Genomic DNA, 26144 nt, shown 5'->3' on the forward strand with positions numbered 1-26144 from the left:
CTTTGTACGAGGATCGCGAACTGTACGACTTTCCCGAACTATCGTATGAAGGCGGACATGAGAAGCCGACCCGGCCTGATCCTCGCCCTGCTCGCACTCTCCCAGCTCATCACCTCGCTCGACTTCAACATCGTCTTCGTCGCCCTCCCCGAGATCGGCAACGAACTGGGCTTCTCCTCGCAGACCCTGCAGTGGGTGGCCAGCGCCTACGCGGTCGCGTACGGCGGATTCCTGTTGCTCGGCGGTCGCGCGGCCGACCTGCTCGGGCACCGCAGGATGTTCGTCGCCGCGCTGGCGCTGTTCGCGATCGCCTCGCTGGCGGGCGGGCTGGCGCAGAACCCCGGGGTGCTCGTCGCCGCCCGCGCCGTGCAGGGGCTCGGTGGCGCGCTGCTGTTCCCCGCCACGCTGGCGCTGGTCAACACCAGGTTCGCCGAGGGCGCGCCACGCAACAGGGCACTGGCGGTGTGGAGTGGCGCCGGAGCCGGCGGGCTCGCCCTCGGCTCCCTGCTCGGCGGCCTGCTGACCGGAGCGTGGGGCTGGGAGGCGGTCTTCTACGTGAACGTGCCGCTCGCCGTCGCCGCGATCGCCGGCGCGTACCTGCTGCTCCCCGCCGACGGGCCCCGCGCGCGAGACCGCCGCTTCGACGTCCCCGGCGCCGTGCTCGCCACCGGCGGCGTCAGCCTGCTCGCCTACGCGCTCATCCAGGGCCCCGAGTCCGGGTGGAGCTCCCCGCTCGTCACCGTCGGCTTCGTGCTGGCCGCCGTGCTGCTCGCCTCCTTCGTCGCGGTCGAGAAGGCCGGCGTCGACCCGCTCATGCCGCTGCGGCTGTTCGGCAACCGCAGCCTCAGCTCCGCCATCGCGGTCATTCTGGTCTTCGGCGCCACCTTCAACGCGCTGCCGTACTTCCTGACCGTCTACTTCCAGACCGTGCTCGGGTACGGCGCGGTGGCGACCGGGATGGCCTTTTTGGTGCCGTCGCTGCTGATCGCGCTGGGCACGCAGCTCGGCGGCCGGCTCGCCGGCCGGATCGGGATGCGCGCCACCCTGCTCACCGGCACCGTCGGCGGTGCGGCGGGCACCGCGCTGCTCGCGACGGGGATCAGCGCCGACGGCTCGTACTGGGGCGTGCTGCCCGGCATCGTCCTGGCGGGCGTCAGCCAGGGTCTCACCTGGACCGGCATGTGGATCGCCTCGGCCACCGGCGTGGTGGCGGGCGAGCAGGGCGTCGCCTCCGGCATGGCCTCCACCGCGCTTCAGGTCGGCGCGGCGCTCGGGCTGGCGGTGCTGGTCGCCGCCGGTGGGGTGGGCGAGGCCACCGGGCCCGCGCTCGCCGCGGGGATGCGCACGGCGGTGCTCATCGCGGCCGCGGGCATGCTGCTCGGTGCCGCCGTCGCCCTCACCTTCGCCAAGCGGCGGGCCGCCGAGCCGATCCCCGCCTGAACCGTGGTGCTCTCTCTTCTGACCGGTAAATAAGCAGTTCAGCCGGGCGCGCGGCAGCGGACCCCGGCCGGTGAAGATCGGTTGGGGTTGGTGGGCGGTGGTAGGGGTCAGGCGGCCTGGGGCAGGGCGACGGTGAACCCGAGGGCTTCCAACTGGCGGATGTGCGTGCGGGACTTCTTGCCTTCGTCGATCTTTCAGGTGTGGTAGTCGGCGTCCAGGTCCAGGTAGTCGGGAGTGGGGATCGTTGAGCAGGTGCCAGACGATGACCAGGATGGAGCGGACGCTTGTGGCTGGGCCGATCAGCGCCGGACCCTGTCACGGGTCATGTTGCTGATCAAGGAGCTGCTCGGGATCAACCTCAGCTCACCCCACGACCTCGGGCGGCACGCAAGATCATCATCCGCCGTATCGACGACTGCGCCTGGGGAAGATGGGCGTTGTGAAGCTTGACACAAACCTCCAGAAACTCGTGACCGAAGATCGTTAGCCCAACGACAACCGTCGTTCGTTGATGGCGGCCGCGGCGGCAATGGGATCGGTTACCTCGAGGATGAGGCGGTCGTATTTCTCGTCCGTCAGCTCGATGATGACGGCCTTTCGTGGGTCTCGGACGTCCCAGAAGTGGCGGTGCCTATCCCGCCGGAAGGATCCAAGCGTGATGACGCCGGGGATGTGGGAGGAGACACCCCAGCGGACGCCGGGAAACGACCGCGCAACGCGCTCATCGATGGAGGCGCCCTTGACGTGTGTCCACGGAATGGTCAGGGGACGCCATCTCCCGAACATCTGGCGAAGGCCCTGCAGTTGGACGACGAGGTGGGTGGGAGTCGAGTGGATGTGTGCCATGAAGGTTTCCTAATGAGTTAGCGGATAGGGGACTAAATCACGTCGCGGCGCATGGGTGCGGCGATCGCCAACACGGCGGCCGTGACGGCGTAAGCCGCCAGCACAAGCGCACCGAGCAGAGGTGACAGGAGCTGGGCCGAGGCGACGGAGATCTGTGCCGCGGCCTGGCTGATCAGGGTGAAGTCGGTCAGCGCCGCGGTAGCCCCGCCCGGCAGGTAGGGATAGATGAGATTAACGCCGGGGATCAGAGCCAGAGCGTGTTCAACCATGTAGAGGTACAGGCCCAGGACCGCCAGGGCCGCTGTCTGGTTGCGCAGCAGCGCTCCGATCCCGACGCCGAGCACGGTGTAGACGGTCATGGCGGCGGCCAGGCGGAGCAGGAGTTCGGCGACCGTTCCCGGTTCGGCGCCGATGGTCACTCCTCGCAGTGCGGCTCCGCCGTATAGACCGACCGCGGCGGATGCGGTAACCACCATGCCGTAGACCGCTCCGGCGACCGCGTAGGCGAGCAGTTTCGCGGCCAGCACGGTGTGCCGCCGGGGAGCGAACAGGAAGGTGAACGTGATCGTCTTGTGGCGGTACTCCGACGTCACAGCGGTCGCGCCGAACAGGGCTGGGACGATGACGGTCAGGCCGATCAGGCTGAGGACCGTTCGGACGCCTTCTTCGGTGGTCATGCCGGGCATCGGCGGCTCGAAGTTCTCCGGCCCGGCCAGCGTGGCCAGGCCGACCAGGACACCGCCGCAGATGACGGCGGCGAGCGGCCCCCATCTCCACAGCGACGTCGTGAGCAGTCTCCGGAACTCCGCCTTGATGAGCCGCCTCATGCGGCACCTCCCGTCAGGTGCAGGAACGCCTGCTCGAGGCTTGATCCATCGGCGGTCAGACCGGCCAACGGCCCGGCGGCCATCAACCGCCCGCGACGGATGACGAGAACCTCGTCCACCATCTGCTCGGCCTCGCTCAGCACGTGACTGGAGACCAGGACGGTGCGGCCCTCGGCGGCCATCGCGCGAAGGAAGTGGCGCAGCCAGGCGATACCTTCCGGATCGAGTCCGTTGCTGGGCTCGTCGAGCACCAGCACCGGGGGATCTCCCAGCATCGCGGTGGCGAGGTTGAGTCGTTGCCGCATCCCGGTGGAGAAGCCACGGACCCGGCGATCGGCGAACTCCGGCATGTCCAGCAGGTCCACGACCTCGTCGATCCGGCGCTCAGAGCAGCCGATCATGTCGCCGTAGACGCGCAGATGGTTCCGCGCGCTACGCCCGGGGTGGAAGCTCGACGCGTCGAGAACGGCGCCGACCGTGCGAGCCGGGTGGTGAAGGTCGGTGTACCGCCTGCCGCCGATCGTCGCGGTGCCCGACGTGGGCCGGGCCAGTCCCAGGAGCATGCGCAGGGTCGTGGTCTTTCCCGAGCCGTTCGGGCCCAGAAAGCCGGTTACCGCCCCGGGCTCCACCGTGAAGCTCAGATCGGTGACGGCGGCCACCTGGCCGAAATGCTTGGTCAGACCGCGGACCTCAAGGCGGTTCGACATCGTCATTGGATTGTCCCATCTCATGTAGCTGTTCTATTTCTTGTATAACAGGTACCATAGGTGCTGTGCAACTGACACTCGATCTCGACAGCGAGGTTCCGATCTACCAGCAGATCCGGGATCGGATCGTGGAAGCCATCGCCGACGGCGTCCTGGTCGCCGGCGCGGCACTGCCTTCCACCCGGCAGTTGGGCGTAGATCTGGCGATCAACTTCCACACCGTGAACAAGGCCTACGACCTGCTGCGGCAGGAAGGATTCATCCGGATCAACCGCAAGAGCGGCGCCGTGGTGCGACGCGATCCACTGTCCGGCCCTCCCGAAGCCACCTTTCCCGACGAATGGCAGAGCCGGCTACGCACTCTGCTCGCCGAGGCCGTCGCCCAAGGACTTCACCCGCAGGAGGTCCAGCAACGCGTCGACACCGTGCTGGACTCATTCGCCCCACCGAAGGGATCATTGACATGACCACGCTGGTCGCCGCCGGCCTGCTGATCATCGCGCTGGTCACAACGGCGGCGTGGGCGATGCCCGCACTGGCGCGCCCCAGCCTGCCGTTCGGTGTACGGGTTCCTCCCCACCGCACCACCGACCAGGCCATCATCGAACAGCGCCGCATCTACACACGCCGCGTCCTCGGCCTGGGGGCGCTCGGCCTGCTCGCGTCGGTTCCGCTGATCCTGATCCGCGGTCCAGAACCGATGCTGATCCTCATTCCGGCAGTCCTGGTGGTGGCCGACGCGGTCGCCTACTACCTGGCGCATCGTGAGGTACGGGCGGCCAAGAGCCGCGGGAACTGGTATGCCGGAAGCCGGCAAGGCACCATCGCCGACACCACGCTGCGCACCGATCCCGTACGCGTGCCCTGGGCGTGGCTCGCGCCCGCCGTCCTCGTCCTGATCGCCACCGCGGCCGTGGGGATCACGCGCTACGGCGAGCTACCGGCGACCCTGCCCGCCCAGCGAGGGATGGGCGTGGACACCGCGCACCGCATGAGCACCACGTGGCCGGCAGCCTTCGCCCCCGTCCTGGTCCAGGCCGCCCTCACCTTGCTCATGCCGCTGCTGGCCGCCGGGCTGACACGCGCCCGCCCCGAGCTCGATGCCGCCCGCCCCGCCGGCTCGGCTCGCCGCTACCGCGCATACCTCACCGGCGTGGTCAGGCTCATCATGTCCACCACCGCATGCGCGAACCTGACCGCGCTCGTCATCGCCCTGCAACTCTGGGAGATCCTGCCGCCCTCGGTGATCGTGACCGTCGTCACCTACCTGCCCCTCGGCCTCGCCTTGGCGGCCTGGATCGTCTTCGAGTTCCGCGTCGGCCAGGCCGGGCACCGGCTGCCAGCGGAGCCGGGCGAGGAGGCCGAAGACTCCACCCTCGTGCAACGCGACGACGACCGGTACTGGCGCCTTGGAGGGTTCGTCTACGCCAACCGCACCGACCCGGCCCTGTTCGTGCACCAACGGGCAGGCGGCGCCAACTGGACGATGAACCTCGGTCACCCCATCACCTGGGCGGTCCTTGCCACCCTGCTCGTCATCGCTCTGCTGTCCGCCACCGGAATCGTCCCCCTGACCGCCGGCTGAGATCGACGCAGGCCTGTGCGCCGGATCGACATCGTCCACCCGTACAGCAGCAATCAGGCCCAGGGACAGCCCCGGGTTCCGATGCGGCCCAGCCGGTTGCGCTCGTGTTCGACCGCGGCCGCGCGGCAGATGTCATCGACGGATACCACCGAGTGGCCACTGCCGCAGTCAGGGGGATCTCCACGGTGAAGGTGTGCGTCGCTCACCAAGCCTTAGGGCATCCTCCCTTCGAGTCTGCCGCGGACACCGAGAGTGGCAACTTGTCAGGTATTTGATGATCACTGGCCACAGGACAGTGCATAGCGTGTAGATCACCTGTCGGGCAGGTCCGATCGTTTGTTCGTACCACGGTCGTCATGAGATGAGAACAAGCAAGGGGAGTGGCCCGATCGGGCCACTCCCCTTGTACGTAGGACACTGGTACACCGAAGGGATTGGGCAAATTGAGGAGAAGGAACAGCACACCCCTGCCTGTGGGGCCGAGAGTCCAAGTTCGCGTTAGATGATTTGCGGATTTTCATCGATCAGTGCGGAGCATCTTGTGCGTGGAGCCTCCTGTTTCACGTAATGCCCTATGAGGGTCCATGCACAACCATCGGAGGTCCCCCAGCGAGAAGCTACGAGGTCGGCACGTTCTCCACCGAGAACATCTCGCCGTTGCGTGGAACGCCGATGCCGTGCCAGGAGAACGGTAGGCCGCGGGCAAGGTCCAGGTCGGGGTGGTCCATGAGCTGGAAGTGCACGTGTGGCTCAGTGGAGTTGCCGGAGTTGCCACACTGGGCCAGCGGCTGGCCCTGGCGCACACGCTCGCCTTCGCGTACGGCCAGCGAGCCGCGCCGAAGGTGTGCGTACATGGCGTAGGTGCCTTCGCCGAGGTCGAGGATGATGCGGTTGCCGGTGACTGTGCCAGGACTGCCGATCTCTCGAACCAGCCCTTCGAACAGGAAGTACAGCAGTGCGGGGTAGGAATTGCGGCTGAGGTGGTCGCGGTGGTGGTCGACGGCGGATACGACGGTGGCGTCGGCGACGGCCAGGAGTGGGGCGCCGAAGGCGGGGAAGTCGCGGTTGCGGCGGACGATGGGCCACCAGCCGAACGCGAGGCGTGTCCGGCCTTCCGGTTCCGCGACGATGTCGATCGCGTACGCCTGGCCGTAGTCGTGGACCCCGTGGCTGGGTACCTTGTCGGCCGGGCTGTTGAGGGCCGACCAGCGTCCGGTGACCGGTGGGGCGACCTCAATGGGTTCACGGGCCGTATTCGCGTGGGTGGCGAGTTGCCGGGTCGCCACGAACCGGAGCACGAGGGCGAGCACTAGGGGGATCCAGCCCCAAAGCCAGGAGAAGTCGAAGATGAACCCCGCCAGAAGTTGCGCGACGAATATGGCCAGGCAGATGCGGGAAAGGATGATGGATGTCTTACGCACGGGTACCCCGGGAAAGTGTGAGAGGCAGGTTCAGGGGCGGGCCGCGGCGAGTGCCACGAGTATCGGGACCACGCGCGTCGCGGGAACTTCGTAGCGGCTCTTCCCAGCGGTGCGCAGCCAGCCCGTGGCGGTCAGTTGACGTAGGTGGTGGTACACCTGGCCGGTAGTGCCCAGGCCTTCGAGCGCGGCCAGCTCGGCGACGGTGCGGCGACCGCCCAGGATCTCGCGGAGCAGGCGCATCCGTACGGCGTTGCCGAGCGCGGCGAACGATTCGGCGGCACCGGACCAGTCCTCATCGAGCAGTGCGTCGACGGGACGGGCGTTCTGCCATTCGAAATCTTCGCCCGTCGGCAGCGTGATCGCCCCGGTGAACAGCACGCCGCCGTTGGCGGCTCCTTCGCGGGCGAGCGCCGCCTTCAGCCCCTTCAGGGCCCAGAAGCCGTCATCGGGAGTATCGGCGCCGGGTTGCGGTTCACGCTCACTCCGCTCGAGCGCCGCGAGCCGGCGCTCGAGCTCTGTGACACGCTCATCGAGTTCCATGGTTAAAGTTTACGTAATTACGAATATTGTGCAAATTGATGTAGCGCATGCAGGGGCAGCACGATCGGGAGTGCGCCGCATACCCTCAAGCAGGATCAGGACATGGAGGCCGTTGGCTGATCTCTTCCTGGACCCTGTCCAGCGCACGGCCACCCGCGGAGCCCTCACCGCCATCACCACAGAGATGGGCCGGTTCGTGAACCGGCCCATCTCTGATATTGACTACACGGCCTTGTGCGCTACGACAACGGGTGTGCTGCCGTGGTCGTGTGCAGGTAGATCAGCGCATCGTAGGACTTCCCCAGCGAAACCATGCGCTCGTGCTCGGGCCAGACCCTGCCGAGGTCGCGCGTACTGCGGGGCGTGTCCAGCCAAGCGCGGGCGGGAGCGGATACGGTGCGCATGTCCAGGAAGTAGTCAGACGAGCTGACCCCCTCCAGGACCTGATTGTTGCTTCCCTCCGCTGCGGGGCTGACCTTGACGGTCCTCCACTGGCCCTTCTCGTCCTGCGCCCTGAACGCCCCCTGCCCGAAGGTGAGCCCGACGTTGACGTAACGGGCGCCGAACCGGTCGCGAAGGAAGGCGCCCTGCACCTTGGGGTAGAGCTTCGCGTCGTACGATTCGTAGGCCACGTGCACGTTGTGTGCCGACAGCAGGATCTTCGCTCCCGTGTGCCCTTGCCACCATGCGACGTTGTCAGCCATGATCTTGTCTCGATAGAGCAGCGCCTCGCCCACCTGCTGCGGATCGCTGGTGTCGAAAGACAACGCCGTGGCGCTCTGGGCGATGGAACGCGCGTCCTGTACGGCCCGCGCACGCCTGTCTTGGTCTTTTGCCGGATGCCCTTGCATGAGGTCCACGACCTGACGGGCCTGCGCGGCCAGGGCCTCTCGTTCGGTCAGCGGCAGGGCCAGGAAGGCGTCGGCGTCCTTGACCTGGCGCAGTTTCCGGTAGCGGGCGTCGACCTCGGGCAGGAGGCGGGGCTGATGGTGCCGTACGTACTCGGTGACCTGCTTGATGAGCTGCCCGCCCACCTCCGGGTAGTTGGCGTCGTCGCCGATGAACTGGACCTTCTTCGCGTGGCGGGTGTTGTAGCGGCGCATCCACTCGGCGAGTTCCACGTACTCCCGGACGCTCCACATCCCCGGGTTCTCGAACTCCTCCTTGATGATCTTCTCTGGATCGCCCTTTCCGTGGAGCACGTATGCGTTCAGCCGCAGGCCGGCGCTCCAACTGGCTTCGAGCGCGAAGGTCGTGAACCCCTTCTGCTCGACGAGGTAACGGAACACCCGGTGCTTCAACGTGAAGAACTCGTGCGTTCCGTGCGTGGCCTCGCCCAGCCCCACCACCGTGGCATCGCCGATCGCCTGGCCCAGCGGGCGAAGGTCGCCGAGACTGCCGGACGGCGCCGTGGAGCGCAGCGGTTCGGCCTTGGAACGCAAGTCGGGTACGGGGTCGTACTGACCGGCCGTGGCAGGTTGCGCCAGGGCGACCGTGGTCACGACCATCAGCAACGCGGCGGCCGGTGATGACAAGAATCGGCGTCGTCGAGACGCATTACGCATGTGATTTTCTCCCTATGAATCGGGTGTTTTCGGTCCCTCAGGATGTCGGCCGTGTGCGCTGAGCACCATCTGGCCACCTGGAGGATCGGCAGTACAGTCGGCCCCACTCGGTCACGACCGAGTGGAGTTGAAGCGGTCCGGGTCTGATGGAGGCTCGATTCCTTGAGAGGATCGAGTCATGGCACGTCCGTCCCCCTACCCTCCCGAGCTTCGTGAGCGTGCGGTACGCATGGTCACGGAGATCCGTCCGAATTACCCGACCGAGTGGGCCGCGATGAAGGCGGTGGCGGCGAAACCAGGGATCGGCACGGCCGAGACGGTGCGCACCTGGGTGCGCACAACCCAGATCGATACCGGACAGCGGCCCGGCACCACCGGTCAGGACGCCGCCGAGATCAAACGGTTGCGTGCGGAGGTCGCCGAGCTGCGACGGGCCAATGAGATCTTGAAAGCGGCCTCGATTTTCTTCGCGTAAATACCATGGGTGGCGTCCCGGCGGGTTCGCTCGTTTCTTCGCTGTCCCGGCATGTTCCGGTGGCTTGTCCTGATGTGCGGCCCGTCGGGAACCGGCCGCCCGGTGTGGCTTGATAGGAGCGTGCACCGGCTCGATTTAGGCGTGCCCGCCGGACCGGCTCGGACCTCGAAGTTGCTGGTAGGTGACTGTTCAGGAGGAACGGTTGATCGTCATCGGCGTCGATGCCCACAAACGCACCCACACCCTGGTCGCCGTCGACCAGGTCGGCCGCAAACTCGCCGAACGCACTGTTCGCGCGACCCCCGACGGCAATGCCGACGCTGCGACCTGGGCCGCCCGGTGGCCCGAGGTCACCTTCGCGATCGAGGACTGCCGGCACGTGACCCGCCGGCTGGAGGCCGATTTGCTGCGCGCCGGCCACCGGGTCGTGCGCGTCACCACCCAGCTGATGTCCGGCCAGCGCCGCTCAGGCCGGGAACGCGGCAAATCCGACCCCATTGACGCGCTGGCGGTCGCCCGGGTCGCGTTGCGCGAGCCGGACCTGCCGGTAGCTCACCTGGACGGTCCGTCTCGGGAGGTGAAGCTGCTGGCCGACTACCGCGATGACCTGGTTGTTCAGCGGACCCGGATCTGCAGCCAGCTGCGCTGGCACCTGCACGAACTCGACCCCGAGCTGGAGATCCCCTCCCGCGGAATTCGCCGTCGCCGCGTCCAAGACGAGCTGTCTCAGCGTCTGGCCGACATGTTAGGGGTCGTCGCGCAGATCGCCCGCGAACTGCTCGAGCGCTGCAGGCAGTCAACGGTGCGCATCAACCAGCTGGAAGGTCAGCTGAGACAACTCGTGCGAGCCATGACCCCGCAGTTGCTGGACATCCCCGGCTGCGGCGTGCTGGGCGCGGCCACGATCATCGGCGAGACCGCCGGAGTGCACCGGTTCCGCTCCAAGGCGGCCTTCGCCCGCTTCACCGGCACCGCCCCCATCCCCGTCTGGTCGGGCAACAGCAGCCGGGTGCGCCTCAACCGCGGCGGCAACCGGCGCATGAACTGCGCCCTGCACATGATCGCCGTTACCCAGGCCCGGGGTATCGGTCCGGGTAAGGCCTACCTCGACAAGCTGATGGCCGAGGGCAAGACCCGCACCGAGGCCATCCGCCTGCTGCGTCGCCGCCTGTCCGACGTGGTCTATCGGACCCTCAAGGCCATCGATGCCTCGATCTCCGATACCGCTGAGCAGATGCTGGTAGCGGCGGCTTGACGACATAGGAGCATCCGGGAGACGGATCTGCCGAGATGAAGTTCCGGCTGATTCATGCGGAGAAAGACCACCATGAGGTCTCCCTGATGGCTCGAGTGCTCGGTATGTCGCGCCAGGGCTACTACGCCTGGGCCGGGCGCGGTCCGTCGGCTCGCGCCCGTCGCGACGCGGAGTTGACCGAGAAGATCCGCGCTCATCATCAGGCCTCCGATGAGATTTACGGAGCGCCGCGTATCCACGCTGACCTGCGGGAGATCGACGGCAAGGGGGCTCTCGTGGTGGCCGGTACGCACTACAGGGGCAGGCCGCCGTCGCCCGGTACGCGGCGGAGGGCCTGGGGCGTCAGGTCGGCGAGGGTGGGATAGCCGTCCACGGCCATGATCAGGTCGGCCTCGGCGAGGATGGCGCGCAGGACGTGGACGATGCCGTCGGTGCCGCCCACGGCGAGGCCGTAGGCGTAGGGGCGGCCGACGCCGACGGCGGTGGCGCCGAGTGCGAGGGCTTTGATCACGTCGGCTCCGGAGCGGATGCCCGAGTCGAACAGGACGGGCAGGCCGTCTGCGGCGTCGACCACGGCGGGCAGGGCGTCGAGGGCGGCCAGACCGCCGTTGGCCTGCCGGCCGCCGTGGTTGGAGCAGTAGACGCCGTCGACGCCGGCGTCCTTGGCCCGGCGGGCGTCGTCGGGGTGGCAGATGCCCTTCAGAAGGAAGGGTAGATCGGTGATCGAGCGTAGCCAGGGCAGGTCGTCCCAGGTGAGGGGGTTGCCGAAGATCTGGGCCCAGTGCGCGGCGGCGGCCCGCGGGTCCTGTTCGGGGGTGCGGGCGAGCTGGGCGCGAAAGACCGGATCGGAGGTGTAGTTGGCCAGGCAGTGCCCGCGCAGCTGGGGGAAGTTGCCGGTGCTCAGGTCACGGGGGCGCCAGCCGGTGACCCAGGTGTCGAGGGTGACGACGATGCCCTTGAAACCGGCGGCCTCGGCGCGGTGGATGAGGCTTTCCGCCAGTTCTCGATCGGTGGGGGTGTAGAGCTGGAAGAGGCCGGGGGTCTGACCGAACTCCCCGGCCACGGCTTCCATCGGATCGGCGGAGAGCGTCGAGGCGATCATCGGAACCCCGGTGCGGGCCGCCGCGCGGGCCGTGGCCAGGTCTCCGTGCCCGTCCCGCGCGCACAGGCCGATCACCCCGACCGGGGCCATGAACAGCGGGGCCGGCAGTCTCATGCCGAACAGCTCCACCGACAGCTCACGCCGTATGGCTCCCACGGGCATCCGGGGGATGAGGCCCCAGCGCCGGAAGGCGGCGACGTTGGCGCGCTGGGTGTGCTCGTCGCCGGCGCCCCCCGCGACGTATGACCACACCGAGGGCGGCAGCGCGGCCTCGGCCCTGGCCTCGAGCTCGGTGAAGGTCATCGGCAGCCCCGGCACCACGCCGCGCAGGCCGTCGGAGTAGATCTCGTTCTGGTAGTCGCCGAACTGTGGGCTCATCGAATACCTCCAGCGTGGATACCCCGGCCTTCGGGCCGGGGAGGAAACGCGGCGCGGTGCCGCACGGGGCCGGAATCGAATACACGTCCACAGTCACGCCGAGTGCCTTTCCACGGGGATCGGAGTGCCGTCGCGAGCCGGGACCTTCCCGGACACGGGGCCGGCCGGGGTGATCCGGTGGGCCGTCGATCATGGGATGGAGCCGCCGGCGGTTCGCCCCGGGATGTTGTCGAGGCGGCCCTGGTACACACGCAGGTGCAGCGTGACCAGGTCCAGCAGGGGGACCGCGACCCCGAGCCGCCGCGCCCGGAGGACGAGATCGCCGAAGATGTGCTCTCCCTCGATGTCGCGGCCGCCGACCAGGTCGCGATACAGGGAGGAGGCGAAGGGGGAGTCCGGTGCGGTGACCGTGGCGCGCGTGTTCTCGAGCTCCTTTTCCGGTACGGCGTGGCCGGCCGCCGCGGCGACGGCCGCGCACTCGGCGACCACCGCTTCGGCGAACCCGATGCCGCCGGGGACGGACGCGACCTCACCGACCGTTCCGCGCATCAGGCAGGTCACCGCGCCGGTCGCGGCGATGAACACCCACTTGGCCCACATCTCGCCGATGATGTCGCCGGACAGCCCGGTGTCGAACCCCGCGCCGCCGAGCGCGCGGTGCGCCTCGGCCAGCGGCTTCGGGGCGGGCGCGGCGCGGGCGCCGTAGGTCAGGCTCTGCGGCTCGGCGAGGCGGAGGATGTCGCCGTCGGCGTCGACGGTGGTGGCCACTATCGCCACCCCGCCCAGCACCGCGCGGTCACCGAACCGTTCGGCCAGGTCGTCGATGTGCCGCATGCCGTTCAGGACGGGCAGGATCAGCGTGTCCGGGCCGACCGCGGGCGCCAGGTCCTCCATCGCCCCGCCAAGCCCGGCGGCCTTCACCGAGAGCAGGATCAGGTCGAAGGGCGAGGTGATCTCACCGGTCAGGATCGTTCGAGGGGTGAGCGTCGTCCTCTCGCCCAAGCCCGTGATCCGCAGTCCGCGCTCGCGCAGCAGGCGGGCCCGTGCGGGCCGGACCAGGAACGTCACCTCCCGGCCCGCCTGGAGGAGCCTGCCCCCGAAGTAGCCGCCGGTCGCGCCGGCGCCCACGACCAGGATCCTCATCGCACCTCCGACTCTGCCGTCTCCGCCGGCTCTGCCGCGACGGCGCGGACCCGCGGGCGGCGGCCGGTGCGGACCGGGCGAGGGGCGGCGAAGCCCTCACCCATGGGACGCCCGTCCCTGGACGAGCTCGGCGGGTACGGGTGCGTCGAGGTGTTCCAGCAGGGCGGCGAGCTTGCGGTCCAGTTCGAGGCCGACCTGGGTGATGTCGGGGTCACCGAAGCTGGAGAAGCGGGTGCTGGGCTGGTCCACGGTGAAACAGGTCGTGCCCTCGGGGTCTTCGTAGATCGCCGTGCGCAGCGGCGCGTAGAGCAGGACGGCCGGATCGTGGTGGAACATCCGCTGGGCGATCGTGTGGTTCCCCATCAGGTACTCGACGCAGAGCCACCGGTCGCCGGCCAGCCCCATCAGTGGCATGGCCTCGAATCTCCAGTAGATGAGGAAATCGTGCGGCGCGTTCTCGGCCGTCGCCCGCAGAACGGTGCCCCAGTCGGCGTTGTCCCTGACGAGCCGCTCGAAGCGCCCGGCGTCGATCGCGGGAACGGCGCGCTCGTAGCGCTCACGGAACTCCTGGAACGGAGCGGAGACGCCGATGGTCAGGCGGTTCACCTCGTGCGCGACGGTGTGGACCCTGGTGTGTGTCTGCTGAGTCATGATCTCTCCGGTGATGTCTCGTGGTTGTCGGCGCTCCGGCGAGTGCGAGGGACGCCGTGAGGGGCGCTGTGAGGGACGCTGTCGTGGTCCATCTGAGCCGGGCCCCCTTCCCGCGGGTGGGCTCGTCCGGGGGTGCCCGCCCGGTCGCTCCCGTCTCCGTCGCCTCGGCCGGGTTCGACGAGCGCGCCCAGGCGCCGCAGAGAACCGATCTCGCCCTCGTCGAACCCCAGCTCACGCAGGACGTCGTCGTTGTGTTCGCCCTGCCGGGCGGGCACCCTCTCCGGTGGGGAGGATTCGCCGTCGGCGCCGAAGTGCCAGGGCGGCCCGGGTACCGTGATCCGGCCGCCGTCGCGGTCGGGGACCGAGCGGATGGCCGTCCACTCACGGGCCCACCGGCCGCCGGCAAACTCGCCGACGGTGCGCAGCTGTCCGGTGGCGATCTTCGCCTCGTCGAACTGCGCGTCCAGGGAGGCCATGTCGTCGAACGTCCAGATCCACTCCTGGACGATGGTGTGTAGTTCGTCCAGATGCTCCCGTCGTGCCGCGGGCGTTCGGAACCGCGGGTCGTCGGCGAGCTCGGGGCGCCGCATGGCGGCGAGGTAGAGGGGAAACGACGCGCTGCCCACCAGGCTCACCGGGCTGACGAAGGTCTCTCCCTCCGGACTGACGAAGAACGGGCAGTCCGCGGCGCCCAGGATCGGGGTTTCCGCCCCGAGGTCCCGGCCCGACAGATCCACGTGAAGGCGTTCGTTGACCGAGAGCATGACCGCGGCCATGGCCACGTCGACGTACTGCCCCCGGCCGGTGCGGTTCCGGTGCTCCAGCGCGGCCAGGATGGCGATGGCGGCGTGCAGCCCGGAGTAGACGTCGGCGTGTGACAGCGCGTCGGTGCGCGCTCGTCCCCCGGGAGTGCCGAACTGGTCCATGGTGATCGCGGTGATCCCGGTCTCGGCCTGGACGGTCGGCGCGTACGCCGACCGGGAACGCCATGCGCCGTGCTGGCCGTAACCACTGATCGAGGCGTAGACGACGCGCGGGTTGCGTGCGGCGACGGTGGCGTAGTCCAGTCCGAACGAGGGCAGCGTGCCCGGCCGGAAGTTCTCCACGATCACGTCCGCGCGGTCGCACAGGCGCAGCGCGATCTCCCGCGCGCCCGGCGCGTTGAGGTCGATCGAGACATCGCGCTTGCCGGCGTTCTGCTGGGCGTAGTAGCCGGAGATCTCGGCTTCGCGGGGGAACGCCTGCCTGGACATGTCGCCGCCCGGTGGTTCCACCTTGACGACCTCGGCTCCGAGCTCCAGCAGCGTCTGCGCGCAGAGCGGTCCGGCGAGCACGCGGGAGAAGTCCACGACCCGGATGCCGGTCAGTGGTGCGGGCACGGTCAACACCCCCTGAAGCGTGCCGTGCCGGGACCGTCGCGGTGCGACGCGTCCACCCCGGCGCGGAAGTCCGCGGAGCGGAGGATCGGTTCCTGGATCCGCGACATGGCCTCGTCGGCCGCGCGGACGCCCTGGTCGACGGCGATCGACACCAGCTTTTTCGTCGCCGCGTGCGCCACCGTCGGCCCCGCCGCCAGCTCGCGGGCCAAGGCCATCGTCACCGTGCTCAGCCGCTCGTCCGCGACGACCCGGTTGACGATCCCCCAGCGCTCCATCGTGCGCGCGTCGTAGCGGCGCCCGAGCATGGCCATCTCCTTCGCCCGCGCGGCACCGGCACGTTGCGTGATCCGTTGGATCGCGCCCATCAAGGGATGCAGGCCAACGCTCGCCTCCACCGAACCCAGCCTGGCGGATTCACCCGCGACGATGAGGTCACACGCGAGCGCCACCTCCAGCCCGCCTCCGACACAGACTCCTCGCACGCTCGCCACGATCGGGATCGGCAACTCGTCGAAGGCGCGCAGCACGTCGGGCAACCGCCAGCCGAGGACGCCGTTCCCGTCCGTCGCGGCGGCCAGCATCGCGTCGAGATCGGCGCCCGCGGAGAAATGGCGCAGCCCGCTCTCGATGATCACCACTCGGGCGTCCTGGGCCCACGCCCAGTGGAGCGCTTCGACGATCTGCCCGCCGAAGGCGGCATCCAGCAGGTTGTAGGGCCGATGCCGGAGTGTCAGCACCGCGACGGAGTCATCGGTTCGGCGGCCGATCGGCGCCTCCCCGGCGTCCGGTGGGAGGGTCTGGCCCGCTTCGGTTCTCCGGTCTGGCATGGCTGTCTGTTCCCTCCTGGCCGGGCCGCCGTCCCCTGGCGGCGGCGGTGATCGATGACGCGGCCGGCGGTTCGGGCAGTCGTCCCCGGGGCCGTTACGGGCGGGTCCGGGCGCCGGCCTGCCGTGGACGTCCACCGTGCCCTTCGCTCGCGGCTCCGGGAGCGGCGAACAAGCCTCTAACTTGCAGTTTGATAGTTAGATATATGACAGACCGTATGAAGTAGACTTGCTTATCGCAAGCCAGTTATGGGTGAAAGGGGTTAAAGCCTTGGCAACCGACCGAAAGGGGCACATGGCCGCGCCCTGCCCGATCGGCCGGGCCGTCGATGCCGTGGGGGAACGGTGGACCTTGTTGATCCTGCGTAACGCCACGCTGGGCATGACCCGCTTCGAGGACTTCCGATCGGACCTGGGCATCGCCGACAACATCCTGTCCGCCCGGCTCAGCCGCCTCGTCGAGCGCGGCCTGCTCACCCGGGTGCCCTACCGCGACGGCGGGCGTACCCGCAACGAGTATCGTCTCACCGCCGCGGGCGCCGACCTGCTCCCGGTGCTGCACGCCCTCGCCGCCTGGGGCCACGAACACACCACACCCGACGAGCCCGCCGAGCCCATGCGGGTCGTTCACCGAACCTGCGGGCACGCCACCACGGCGGGCGGGCGCTGCGACCACTGCGGGCAACCCGTGCGCCGCGAGGAGGAGGCCTGGATACGGCCCTGGCGATCACCTGAGCCGACCCCCCTCGCCGGCCCCGTCACCTGAGACGCGCACCCGCGCACCCGCGGACCCTGGACCCGGAGAGCCGCCACCCGGCTCTGGAACGTCTCCCTCGGACCCGCCTGCCCGCTCCGGCCCGCACGCGTGGTGTGACGCAGACGCCGACGCCGCGGCCGTGGGCGTGGGCGTTCACACCCCGTACCGGGCGATCGCCTCCTCGTTCCAGGTGATCCCGAGGCCTGGGCCGACAGCCGTGACGTGGCCGTCGACCGGCCGGTACGGGGCGAGCAGCACCGCACCGGCGAGATCGAGATACTCCACCCAGTCGGCGGTGGGCGTCACCGCCATGGCGTGCGCGCTCGCCTCCACGAAGAGGTGGCTGGACACCGGCAGCGAGGCCGCCTGCGCCTGTCCCGCCGCGAGCATCCAACCGGTGAAGCCACCGATCTTCATAATGTCGAACATGGCGAAATCGCCGGCCGACGCCGCGATGGCGGCCTGGCATCCCCTCGGAAACCACCAGTTCTCCCCGGTCTGGATTCTCGCGCCGGTGGTGCGCCGTACGTAGGAATGGCCGGCGAGGTCCTCGGCGGCGACCGGCTCCTCCACCCAGTAGAGATCGAACTCGCGCAGTCGCTCGATTCGCCGACGGGCCTCCTGCGGGTCGAGTGACTGGTTGTAGTCGACCATCAACTCGACATCGGTTCCTATGATCTCGCGCACCCGCCGCACGACCGCCACGTCGCGGGCCGCGTCCGGATAGCCGATCTTGATTTTGATCGCCCGGAACCCGTTCTCGACGGAATTCCGGAGAGCCCGCTCCTCTCGCCGGGGGTCCAGCATGCCGTAGCTGTCATAGGCCCGCAGCATGACGGGCTCGCCCCCGAGAAGACCGGCGACGGGTTGACCGATCAGTTTGCCGAGGGCGTCCCAGAGCGCCATCTCGATCCCTGAGGCGACCATGCCGAGCAGCCCCTGCATACCGAGCAACCGAAATCGTGCCTGGAGATCCCCCATCCGCCGCACGGGCGCGACGGGCCTGCCGGCCAGTTCGGGTGCGAGTCCACCGACGATCGAGGTCAGGGCGGGGAGCATCGTCGAGTCGTAGGCGAAGAGGTAGGAGTGTCCGGTCACCCCGCTCTCGGTGGTCACATCGAGCAGAACGAGCGGAGCGGCCGACACCGACCCCGAGGCGGTGTGCAGGGGCCGTGTCATGGGGACGACGACCGGACGCGCGCGCACCTCCGAGATCGCCGGAAGTGTCGTCATGCCGCCGTCGCCTCCCGGTGGTCGACGTCGCTTCGACGCCTACGGTTCGAATACTTCCCGTACTTCCCGGAAACCACCGCGGACACCGGGCTCGTCCCGGCAAAGAGATCGCCTCGTGGTCGTGGGTGAGAGGCACCGTGATCCGCGCGGACCCCGCCGCGATCGAGAAGGTCGGGGCCCCTCCGATCACAGGTTCCACAGTCCTTTGCCCAGCGTGGTGAGCCCGCCGGTCAGCGCGAGCAGCAGCACCACCAGTCGAGCCGGTCTTTCCGGCACCCGCTGGGCGAGGGCGTTGCCGATCACCGATCCTGCCGCGATCGCGGCCGCGACCAGCAGCCAGAGCGGCGTGGTGAGCTGGGGCAGCCCCTTGGCCGTGACGGAGAGCGCGTTCACCACGACCCCGTAGAACTGCGCGTTCGGCACGAACTCCCGCACCGTCCAGCCCGCGTTCACCGCGTACAGGGAAACCGCCGGGCCGCCCACCCCGGCCGAGGAGTTCATGAACCCGCTCGCGGCACCGGCGGCCACCGCACCTGTGACACCGCGCAGGGCGGGTACCCGGGCACCCCGCATCACCAGCGCCGCGGCCACGCTCACCAGCACCCCCGTACCGGCCAGCAGCACCGGCTCGGGCAGGCGGGCGGCCACCCAGGCGCCGACCGGCACCGTGCAGGCGGCCGCGGCGACCAGCGGGACCATCGCGGCCGGGCGGACCCGGCGCCAGGTGCCGGCGAGCCCGACCGCACTGACGACACCGGCCGCGCAGTTGGCGAGCACCACGCCCTCGGCCGGGCCGAGCAGCAGCACCAGGGCGGGCACCGCCACGAGCGCGAACCCGATCCCCGCCAGCCGCTGCACCGACGCGCCCACCACCACGATGACGCCCAGCGCGACGACAACGACCCAGCCACTCGCCACGAACGACTCCTCACTGCTCTTCACCAGTGATCCTCCACCCGGACTCGGCCTGCCTGGTCCCGGCGATGCCGGATCGATCTCTAGATATTCCTTGACACGAATATTCTTTGTGGAGAATACTTATGCCCATGGACGCACTCCTCACCGCACTGGCCGACCCGGCCCGCTGGCGGCTCGTGAGCCTGCTGGCCGAGCGGCCCCGATCGGTCGGTGTCCTCGCCCGGCTCGCCGGGGCGCGCCAGCCGCAGACGACCAAGCACCTGCAGACCCTTGAGCGCGCCGGCGTCGTCATCTCCCAGCGCGCCGGCCAGCATCGCGTCTACGCGCTCCGGCCCGCCCCCCTGCGGGACCTGGCGGCCGCGCTCGGTCGGCTCGCCGACACCGCGGACCAGGCCGGCGGCCCGCGTGAGACCTACGACCGCTACGGGCTCAGCCTCCACGCGGAGCGGCTCGCCGCGAAGGAGCCGGGGTGGGCCGACGACCGCTCGTTCAGGTTCCTCCGGTCGCTGGCGGCGCGCCCCGAGCCGGTCTGGCGCCACCTGACCGAGACCTCCCTGCTGGCCCGGTGGTGGACGCCCGACGACCTGCGCGTCTCCGAGCTCGTATTCGAGGCGCGGCCGGGCGGGCGGATCGTCCATGAGTACCGCGACGCCGAGGACACCGACGGCTCCGGCCCGGTCGCCGGGCGGGCGGAGGGAGTCGTCGACGACGTACGCCCCGGTGAGCGCCTCGCCTACCGGCTCTCCCCGCTGCTTCCCGGCGGCGGCCCGGCCTTCACCGCCCACCTCGACCTCGGCCTGCGACCCACCGGCACCGGCACCGATCTCGAGGTCCACTTCCGGATCGCCGACAGCACCGTCGACTCCGCGGACTTCGTCGCGGGCATCGAGATCGGCTTCGGCCAGAGCCTCGACAAGCTCGCGGCGATCCTCGCCGCGGATTCCGGCGACACCGGCGACACCGGCGACACCGACAACACCGGGCACGACACCGACGCAAGGAGCACGAAATGACCGACTCGACCGGCCGCAGGGTGACCGCGAACCTGAACCTCACCCTCGACGGGCGTTACAACGGCCCCGGTGGACCTGGCGACTTCGGGGCATTCGCCCCGTATGTGACCACCGAGGTGGCGCGAGACCACATGACCCGCATCTGGGAGAGCGCGACGACGGCGCTGCTCGGCCGGCTCAACGCCGAGGGATTCATGGGCTACTGGCCGTCGGTCGCCGAGGACGAGAACGCCGACCCGCGTGATCGCGGATACGCCAAGTGGCTGGTCGACACGGAAAAGGTGGTCTTCTCGACCACCTTGACCGAAGCGCCGTGGGAACGCACCCGCGTGGTGAACGCCCCCGCCTCGGACGTCGTCACCGACCTCAAGACCACCGGTGAGGGCGACATCCTCGTCAACAGCAGCGCGAGCGTCATCAAGGCGCTTCTTTCTGCGGACCTGCTCGACCGGCTGTACCTCATGATCTTCCCCGAGATCGCCGGGGGTGGGCGGCGGCTGTTCGACGACGGCCTGCGGGCTTCGAAGTGGACGCTCGCACACCAGGAGACCGGCGAGCTGGGCGAGATCGCCATGGTCTACGACCGAGTCCGCTGAGCCGGCCGATCGGCGCACCCGGCCGGCGAGGTGACCCCGGCGGAGGAAGGCCGGGCCACCGGTCGGTGCGGGTCGTGCCGTCACCCGGGCGTGCTCGCGGGGGAGGGCTGCCGGTCCCGGGCGGGGACCGGCAGCCGGACGGACGGGTCAGCCCGTCGCGGAGGTGGAGTAGACCGGCGGAATCAGGCCCGCGGCGACGTCGGCCTTGAAGACCTTGTCCAGACCGGCGCAGAACTCCGTCGCCGACAGGTCACCGTTCACCACCTTGTCGATGTTCTCCAGGATGAACTGTTCGGCCTTACCGCCGAAGGAGGTCCAGGTGGTGTACCCGACGGCGCCCTTCTCCGAGGCGTCGTTGATCCTCTGGTAGTGGTCGACGATCCGCTGGTCCACGCCCGGGGGCACGTCGGCCTGGGTGAAGGTGATCGGCAGTGGCACCCGCAGGCCCAGTGAGGTGGCCTCCCACATGGTCGTGACGTCCGAGAGCATCCAGCTCAGGTATGCGGCGGCGGCCGGGAGGTTCTTGGAGGCCGCGTTGATCGACATGGTGCCGCCGACCGACAGCGGGTAGATCTCGGAGGGCACGCCGGGCGCGAGCGGGGGCAGCGGCGCCTCGGCCCACTCCGAGCCCGCCTCCTTGAAATACTTGTCCAGGGCGGCGAACTCCCAGCTCCCGGAGATGTACATGCCGGCCTTGCCCTCGGCGAACATGGCGTACTTCTGCGGGTCCTGGAGGGAGAAGTACTGCTTGGCGCCGCCGGCGAAGTAGCCCTTGCCGAAGTAGTCGGCCAGGAGCTGGATCGAGTCGACGAACGACTGGTCGGTGAGGGGCAGTTTGCCGGTGAGCGCCTGGTTGATCTTGGCCGGTCCGGCCACGCCGTTCATGAACGAGCTGACCAGCCAGTCGGTGGCGCCCTGGTAGGTGGCGTTGGCGTTGACGAACGGCACGATGCCCTTGGCCTGCATCTCGCCCGCGAGCTTCTCCAGGGAGGCGCGGTCGGTCGGCGGGGTCCAGCCGTTCTGGGTGAACAGGGTCTTGTTGTAGAAGACGACGAGGGTCTCGTAGTAGAGCGGGACGGCCAGGAACTTCCCGTCGATGACGCCCATGTCATAGGCCCACGGCAGGATGCGTTCCTTCCAGCCCTCCTTCTCGGCCAGCGGGCCGAGGTCGGTGAGGTAGCCCGCCTCGGCGTAGGGAATGGCGGTGGAGGAGCCGGGGGTCTCGATGAAGTCGGGGCCGCGCCCGGCCGCGAGGGCGGTCTTGACCTTCTGGCCGAGGGTGCCGCCGGTGCTGGGGATCGCGTCGACCGTGACCTTCGGATACATCTTCTTGTACGGCGCGATATACCACTTCTCGAAGTCCTTGACCGACTTCTCGTCGTTGGAGTCGAGGTCGTACCACATCGTGACCTCGCCGCCGATCTCCGCGGCGGCGGTGGACACGACTGTGTTGTTCTTGACCGCGGGGGGCTCTGCGGCGCAACCGCCGAGCAGGGTGAGCGCGGCCACCACCGCGAGTGTGCGGCGACGTGTGACCATGTCTGGCTCCTTTTTGCCGGTCAGAAGTGGGGGACCGCGACGGGCACGCCGCCGCGTTGGGCCGAGGCGTGGGCGGCGATGCCGACCGCCGTCCAGTTCGCGGCCCGGGTATGGTCGATCACGGGCGGGCGGCCCTCGACGACGGCGGACACGAATTCGTGCACGAGATGCGGATGCGAACCGTCGTGGCCGCCGCTCGTGTAGGCGCGGATCTCCTCGGGCAGCAGGTCGGGCCGGTCCGGCGGGATCACCGGTTCGGTCGTGACCTGACGGCCCCTGGCCTTCGTCGGAGGCTGGAGGGTGTGCAGGACCATGTCGCGGTCCCATTCGAAACCGAGCCGGTCACCGTAGACGGAGAAGGTCTCGGCGTAGGGGCGGGCGACCTGGTAGAGCGAGCGGGTCAGCTCGACGACGGTGTTCCTGCCCGCCACCCGTACCAGCGCCGACTCGACGGCGAACTCGTTGTCGTAGTCGCCCCGGTTCTCCGGTTCGAGCAGGCCGCCCCCGAGGGCGGTGACCTCCACGGCGGGGGCGTCGAGCAGGTGCAGGATCGGCGCGATCGCGTGGGTGGCGTAGTACATGGGCGGCAGGCCGCGCCAGTAGCCGGGCCAGCCGGTCATGTCCTGGGTGTGCACCCCGCGGGCGTGGTTGATCTCCCCGAAGGCGAGGCCCGCGGCATACAGGCAGGCCCGCGTGTAGACCGCGGTCTCCATCATCATGTACGTCGTCCCGGCCAGCTCCCGGGCGTCGAGCACCCGCTCGACGTCGGCGAGCGACAGGGCCATCGGCACCGTGCCGGCCACGTGCTTGCCCGCCTCCAGGGCGGCCACGATGTGGTCGGCCCGGTCGGTCAGCCCGGTGACGATGTGCACCGCGTCGACCGTGGGGTCGGCCAGCACGTCGTCGAGGGACGAGCCCTCGATCGGATCGGCCACCACCACGGACGACACCAGGGGATGGTCGCGGTAGATCGGGACGAACTGTCGTCCGAACCCCAGTCCCGCCACCGCGACCTTGATCATCGCCCTGACTCCGGGAACAGCGCGGCCAGCGCCTCGGCGAGACGGAGGTTGGACTCGCGGGTGCGCCCCGCGTTGTGCGGGGTGTGCACGACGTTGTGCCGTCCGAGGAGCGGGTCCTCCAGCGGCACCGGTTCGACGTCGAACACGTCGGCGGCCAGGCTGAGCTCGTCGTCGAGCACTCGCCGGCGCAGTTCCGGCATGTCGACGACGGTCGCCCGGGTCACCAGCACGACCAGGCAGCCCCTGGGCAGGGCGCGGATGTGCTCGGCGGTGATCAGCCCTTTGGTGCTCGGCAGCAGCGGCACCATCGGGGCGAAGATCTCCGCGTCGGCGAGCAGGTTCTCCAGGTGGTGGACCCGGCGCGCGCCCGACCGGTGGAAGGACGGCTCGGCGGCGAACGGGTCCCAGGCGGCGACGTCCGCGCCCAGCATGTGGGTGAAGGAGGCGTAGCGGCTGGCGATGTTGCCGGCGCCGACGATCCGCACCCGGGTGCCCTCCACGGTGCCCGCGGTGAAGTTGGGGTCGTCGGCGTACTGGCCGTAGGAGTAGTTCCACGGGTCGAGGCTCTGGATGATCTCGTGGTGCGTCTGCGGGATGCGCCGCAGCGCGCCGATCGTGAGGCCGAGGGCGAACTCGGAGACCGACTGGCCCCAGTAGCCCTCCGACGGCAGTCTGAGCTGCCGGATCCCCCGGGACTCCAGCAGCTCGTCCGTCTCTGCGGGGGACCGGTAGCCGGAGCTGACGTACATCTCGGCCAGTGCCGGGAGGTGGTCGAGGTCCTCGTTCGTGGGCAGCGCGCCCAGGGAGATCAGCCGCTCGGTGTCGCCGGGGAGGTCCTCCAGGGTGGCCTGGCGGGTCAGGGTGGCTCCGGGCAGCAGGTCGAGCAGGTGGTCGGCCGTGAAGGGCCAGTGCCACTCGAATTCCGGGGTGGCGACGATCGTCGTCTTCATCGTGGTCCTCATGTGGTGAACGACGTCCAGATCTCGTTGATGGTCTCGGGGCCGACGGGTTCGGCGAACACCGCGACCCGGTGCCGGAAGGCCCGGCTCTCGCCCTCGCCGAGCGTCCACGGCCCGGCGACGCAGGCGCTGGGCGCGACGCCGAATTCGTTGTCGACCCGCCAGGGCACGGGGTGTTCGAGGTTGTCGGGGTGGTCCATCACCGCGACCTGCGCCTCGCCGGTGTGGCCGGGCACCTCCATGCGCACCGCCACCCAGCGGGCCCGCTGCCCTTCCGTGGCCGCGTCTTCCAGGCCCTCGCTGTTGACCGCGTGACCGCCGGTCTCCTTCCGGTACGGCATGCGCAGGAACAGCCCGCCATAGGGGTACTGGCCGAACGTCAGCGGCACCTCCGCCTGGAAGGTGAGCACGACGTCGAGATCGTAGCGGTCGCCGTGGTCGGTGAGCAGCCAGTCCTGGGTCTCCCGCATGAGCAGGGTGGCGTCGGGGTGGCGGTAGTCGGTGCCGACCGACCACCACGCCCTGTTGTCCCGTGCCCGGGGGGTGCCCTGGAGGCGGGGGTGGAAGGTGCCGTCGGTGGCGGCGCCTGCGGGTCGCAGGCCCTCCAGCCAGAAGCCGATGCCGTTGACGTCGTTGAGGCCGACGTAGAGGCCGTGCTGCCACGGGTGGTGGCCGGGCGCGTCCTCGGTGATCGCTGCGGTGCCGCCGGGCACCACGATCGGGTGGATGAAGGGGCGCCTGCCGGGCGTGGCGTTCTGCACCACGATCGGGGTCCGGGAGCCCGCGTGGAAGACGCCGGCCCAACCGGCGTCCGCGAGGACGGTGAGTTCAGTTGTCATTGCCGTACACCGGGATGTCGAGTTCGACGCCTTCCAGGGCCGACTGGTGGGCGCGGATTCCGGCGCTGGTCCAGTTGGCGGAGGCGTACACGTCGGGGAAGGGGCGGCGGTTCTCGATGACGGCCATCAGGAACTCGTGCGCCAGGTGGGGGTGGGAGCCGCCGTGGCCGCCGCCCTGGGTGAAGGACAGGTGCTGGTTGCCGTCGGCGTCGTAGACGCCCTTGGTGGTGAAGTGGCGGATCTCCTCGGGGAGCAGGCGGGCGAAGTCGGGGACCTCGTTTCGCTCGCCGTCCTCACCGGTGAAGATCACGGGGTGTTCCCGTTCGAGCTGCTGCCACTCGTAGCTCTTCAGCGAGCCGTACACGTCGAAGCTCTCCACGTATTCGCGGGCGACGTCGTACAGGGACCTCGTGACCTCCATCGCCAGGTCGGAGTCGCGCAGCGAGAACACCGCGCTCTCCACGGCGAAGTGCAGGCCGGACTCGGGATCGCGACCGCCGACCAGTCCCGATCCCACGCAGCGCACCGAGGCGGCCCGCGCCCCGGCCAGCGCCAGCAGCGGCGCCACCGCGTGGGTGGCGTAGTGCATCGGCGCCATGCTCCGCCAGTAGTCCGGCCAGCCCGCCATCTCCTGCATGTGGGCGCCACGCAGGAACTGGATGCGGCCCAGCGCGCCGCTGTCCAGCAGTTCCTTCGCGTAGAGGAACTCCCGCGTGTAGACCGCGGTCTCCATCATCATGTACGCCTTGCCCGACGCCTCCTGGGCGGCGACCACCCGGGCGCAGTCCTCCAGCGAGACCGCCATCGGCACCGTGCACGCCACGTGTTTGCCCGCGTTCAGCGCGGCCACCGACTGGTCGGCGTGGGCGCCGATCGGGGTGTTGATGTGCACCGCGTCGATGTCCGGGTCCTCCAGCATGGCGTCATAGTCGGTGTAGCGGCCCTCGATGCCGAACCGGTCGGCGATCTGGTCGAGGGGCTCCTCCGACCGCTGGCACACGGCGACCAGCTCGGCGTTCGGATGCGCCTGGTAGATCGGAATGAACTCGGCTCCGAAACCGAGGCCCACGATGGCGACCCGTACCTTGTCTGTCATGGCGTCAAAGGTATGAACGACGCTGAACTGGGAC

Annotated in this window: 26 protein-coding genes and 1 pseudogene; 9 read left to right on the forward strand and 18 right to left on the reverse strand. The window is 69.4% G+C overall.

The genetic code is table 11. The features are described 5' to 3' along the window. Positions 1-57: 57 nt before the first annotated feature. The gene (locus tag OG587_RS29045) at positions 58-1440 is read left to right on the forward strand and encodes an MFS transporter (RefSeq protein ID WP_329080714.1); all 1383 of its coding nucleotides are present in this window, start codon (positions 58-60) and stop codon (positions 1438-1440) included. A gap of 483 nt (positions 1441-1923) precedes the next feature. Here OG587_RS29045 and OG587_RS29050 read toward each other — a convergent pair whose 3' ends face one another. Genes OG587_RS29050 through OG587_RS29060 form a run of 3 tightly spaced genes read right to left on the reverse strand, consistent with a single transcriptional unit; the run spans position 1924 to position 3826 of the window. Continuing rightward, on the reverse strand, positions 1924-2286 hold the full coding sequence (locus tag OG587_RS29050) for a hypothetical protein (RefSeq protein WP_329080715.1): 363 nt from the start codon (positions 2284-2286) through the stop codon (positions 1924-1926). Positions 2287-2318: 32 nt separating this feature from the next. Further along, the gene (locus OG587_RS29055) at positions 2319-3113 is read right to left on the reverse strand and encodes an ABC transporter permease (protein ID WP_329080717.1); all 795 of its coding nucleotides are present in this window, start codon (positions 3111-3113) and stop codon (positions 2319-2321) included. After that, the gene (locus OG587_RS29060) at positions 3110-3826 is read right to left on the reverse strand and encodes an ABC transporter ATP-binding protein (RefSeq protein ID WP_329080719.1); all 717 of its coding nucleotides are present in this window, start codon (positions 3824-3826) and stop codon (positions 3110-3112) included. Before OG587_RS29060 ends, OG587_RS29055 begins: the two co-directional genes overlap by 4 nt. A gap of 59 nt (positions 3827-3885) precedes the next feature. Here OG587_RS29060 and OG587_RS29065 point away from each other — a divergent pair, with 59 nt between their 5' ends. Beyond that, positions 3886-4287, forward strand: coding sequence for a GntR family transcriptional regulator (locus OG587_RS29065; RefSeq protein ID WP_329080721.1), 402 nt, complete (start codon positions 3886-3888; stop codon positions 4285-4287). Continuing rightward, on the forward strand, positions 4284-5405 hold the full coding sequence (locus OG587_RS29070; protein WP_329080723.1) for a DUF1648 domain-containing protein: 1122 nt from the start codon (positions 4284-4286) through the stop codon (positions 5403-5405). Before OG587_RS29065 ends, OG587_RS29070 begins: the two co-directional genes overlap by 4 nt. A 617-nt stretch (positions 5406-6022) precedes the next feature. Here OG587_RS29070 and OG587_RS29075 read toward each other — a convergent pair. From OG587_RS29075 to OG587_RS29085, 3 genes are all read right to left on the reverse strand, one after another. Then, positions 6023-6826, reverse strand: coding sequence for a M23 family metallopeptidase (locus OG587_RS29075; RefSeq protein WP_329080724.1), 804 nt, complete (start codon positions 6824-6826; stop codon positions 6023-6025). A gap of 30 nt (positions 6827-6856) precedes the next feature. Beyond that, on the reverse strand, positions 6857-7366 hold the full coding sequence (locus tag OG587_RS29080; RefSeq protein ID WP_329080726.1) for an ArsR/SmtB family transcription factor: 510 nt from the start codon (positions 7364-7366) through the stop codon (positions 6857-6859). Positions 7367-7605: 239 nt separating this feature from the next. Then, complete coding sequence (locus tag OG587_RS29085) at positions 7606-8931, reverse strand: erythromycin esterase family protein (RefSeq protein WP_329080728.1); 1326 nt, start codon at positions 8929-8931, stop codon at positions 7606-7608. A 178-nt stretch (positions 8932-9109) separates the two neighbouring features. Here OG587_RS29085 and OG587_RS29090 point away from each other — a divergent pair. The 3 genes and pseudogenes from OG587_RS29090 to OG587_RS47270 all read left to right on the forward strand — a co-directional run. Next, a pseudogene (locus tag OG587_RS29090) lies at positions 9110-9397 on the forward strand (IS3-like element ISMyma3 family transposase); the annotation flags it as partial. 211 nt (positions 9398-9608) lie between these two features. Next, entirely contained in the window at positions 9609-10661 is a 1053-nt protein-coding gene (locus tag OG587_RS29095; RefSeq protein WP_329080729.1) for an IS110 family transposase, read from the forward strand. A 104-nt stretch (positions 10662-10765) separates the two neighbouring features. Then, positions 10766-11026 (forward strand): IS3 family transposase, encoded by a 261-nt coding sequence (locus OG587_RS47270; protein ID WP_443075635.1) that lies wholly within the window; start codon positions 10766-10768, stop codon positions 11024-11026. On the opposite strand, the gene OG587_RS29100 is transcribed toward OG587_RS47270, so the two are convergent. From OG587_RS29100 to OG587_RS29120, 5 genes are all read right to left on the reverse strand, one after another. Next, on the reverse strand, positions 10954-12141 hold the full coding sequence (locus tag OG587_RS29100) for an alpha-hydroxy-acid oxidizing protein (protein WP_329080731.1): 1188 nt from the start codon (positions 12139-12141) through the stop codon (positions 10954-10956). The genes OG587_RS47270 and OG587_RS29100 overlap by 73 nt on opposite strands. Before the next feature lie 189 nt (positions 12142-12330). Beyond that, complete coding sequence (locus tag OG587_RS29105; RefSeq protein ID WP_329080732.1) at positions 12331-13284, reverse strand: 2-dehydropantoate 2-reductase; 954 nt, start codon at positions 13282-13284, stop codon at positions 12331-12333. 96 nt (positions 13285-13380) lie between these two features. Further along, positions 13381-13935, reverse strand: coding sequence for a DUF302 domain-containing protein (locus OG587_RS29110; protein ID WP_329080734.1), 555 nt, complete (start codon positions 13933-13935; stop codon positions 13381-13383). Then, positions 13932-15314 carry a CaiB/BaiF CoA transferase family protein gene (locus tag OG587_RS29115; protein ID WP_329080735.1) on the reverse strand — a complete coding sequence of 461 codons (1383 nt, stop codon included), beginning with the start codon at positions 15312-15314 and terminating at the stop codon, positions 13932-13934. The genes OG587_RS29110 and OG587_RS29115 overlap by 4 nt, the downstream gene beginning before the upstream one ends. A gap of 2 nt (positions 15315-15316) precedes the next feature. Further along, on the reverse strand, positions 15317-16141 hold the full coding sequence (locus OG587_RS29120; protein WP_329080736.1) for an enoyl-CoA hydratase/isomerase family protein: 825 nt from the start codon (positions 16139-16141) through the stop codon (positions 15317-15319). Positions 16142-16409: 268 nt separating this feature from the next. Here OG587_RS29120 and OG587_RS29125 point away from each other — a divergent pair, with 268 nt between their 5' ends. After that, positions 16410-16904, forward strand: coding sequence for a winged helix-turn-helix transcriptional regulator (locus OG587_RS29125; protein ID WP_329080738.1), 495 nt, complete (start codon positions 16410-16412; stop codon positions 16902-16904). 144 nt (positions 16905-17048) lie between these two features. Here the strand turns inward: OG587_RS29125 and OG587_RS29130 are convergent, their stop codons facing one another. Together OG587_RS29130 and OG587_RS29135 are read right to left on the reverse strand one after the other, a co-directional pair. Beyond that, positions 17049-18128 carry an enolase C-terminal domain-like protein gene (locus OG587_RS29130; RefSeq protein ID WP_329080740.1) on the reverse strand — a complete coding sequence of 360 codons (1080 nt, stop codon included), beginning with the start codon at positions 18126-18128 and terminating at the stop codon, positions 17049-17051. A 186-nt stretch (positions 18129-18314) separates the two neighbouring features. Beyond that, the gene (locus tag OG587_RS29135) at positions 18315-19070 is read right to left on the reverse strand and encodes a sulfite exporter TauE/SafE family protein (protein ID WP_329080742.1); all 756 of its coding nucleotides are present in this window, start codon (positions 19068-19070) and stop codon (positions 18315-18317) included. Between the two features lie 104 nt (positions 19071-19174). Here OG587_RS29135 and OG587_RS29140 point away from each other — a divergent pair, with 104 nt between their 5' ends. After that, positions 19175-20059, forward strand: coding sequence for a metalloregulator ArsR/SmtB family transcription factor (locus OG587_RS29140; protein ID WP_329080744.1), 885 nt, complete (start codon positions 19175-19177; stop codon positions 20057-20059). Next, the gene (locus OG587_RS29145) at positions 20056-20655 is read left to right on the forward strand and encodes a dihydrofolate reductase family protein (RefSeq protein WP_329080745.1); all 600 of its coding nucleotides are present in this window, start codon (positions 20056-20058) and stop codon (positions 20653-20655) included. The genes OG587_RS29140 and OG587_RS29145 overlap by 4 nt, the downstream gene beginning before the upstream one ends. A 147-nt stretch (positions 20656-20802) precedes the next feature. On the opposite strand, the gene OG587_RS29150 is transcribed toward OG587_RS29145, so the two are convergent. The 5 genes from OG587_RS29150 to OG587_RS29170 are packed head-to-tail and all read right to left on the reverse strand — an operon-like array spanning position 20803 to position 26110. After that, the gene (locus OG587_RS29150; protein ID WP_329080747.1) at positions 20803-22194 is read right to left on the reverse strand and encodes an ABC transporter substrate-binding protein; all 1392 of its coding nucleotides are present in this window, start codon (positions 22192-22194) and stop codon (positions 20803-20805) included. A 20-nt stretch (positions 22195-22214) separates the two neighbouring features. Next, the gene (locus tag OG587_RS29155) at positions 22215-23216 is read right to left on the reverse strand and encodes a Gfo/Idh/MocA family protein (protein ID WP_329080749.1); all 1002 of its coding nucleotides are present in this window, start codon (positions 23214-23216) and stop codon (positions 22215-22217) included. Next, positions 23213-24166, reverse strand: coding sequence for an NAD(P)-dependent oxidoreductase (locus tag OG587_RS29160; RefSeq protein WP_329080750.1), 954 nt, complete (start codon positions 24164-24166; stop codon positions 23213-23215). Before OG587_RS29160 ends, OG587_RS29155 begins: the two co-directional genes overlap by 4 nt. Positions 24167-24174: 8 nt before the next feature. Next, positions 24175-25014, reverse strand: a complete 840-nt coding sequence (locus tag OG587_RS29165) for a DUF6807 family protein (protein WP_329080752.1) — start codon at positions 25012-25014, stop codon at positions 24175-24177. After that, positions 25004-26110: a Gfo/Idh/MocA family protein gene (locus OG587_RS29170; protein WP_329080754.1), complete on the reverse strand. Its 1107-nt coding sequence runs from the start codon at positions 26108-26110 to the stop codon at positions 25004-25006. The genes OG587_RS29165 and OG587_RS29170 overlap by 11 nt, the downstream gene beginning before the upstream one ends. Positions 26111-26144 lie beyond the last annotated feature (34 nt).

It is taken from the genome of Streptosporangium sp. NBC_01469 (assembly GCF_036227305.1).
Lineage (GTDB): Bacteria > Actinomycetota > Actinomycetes > Streptosporangiales > Streptosporangiaceae > Streptosporangium.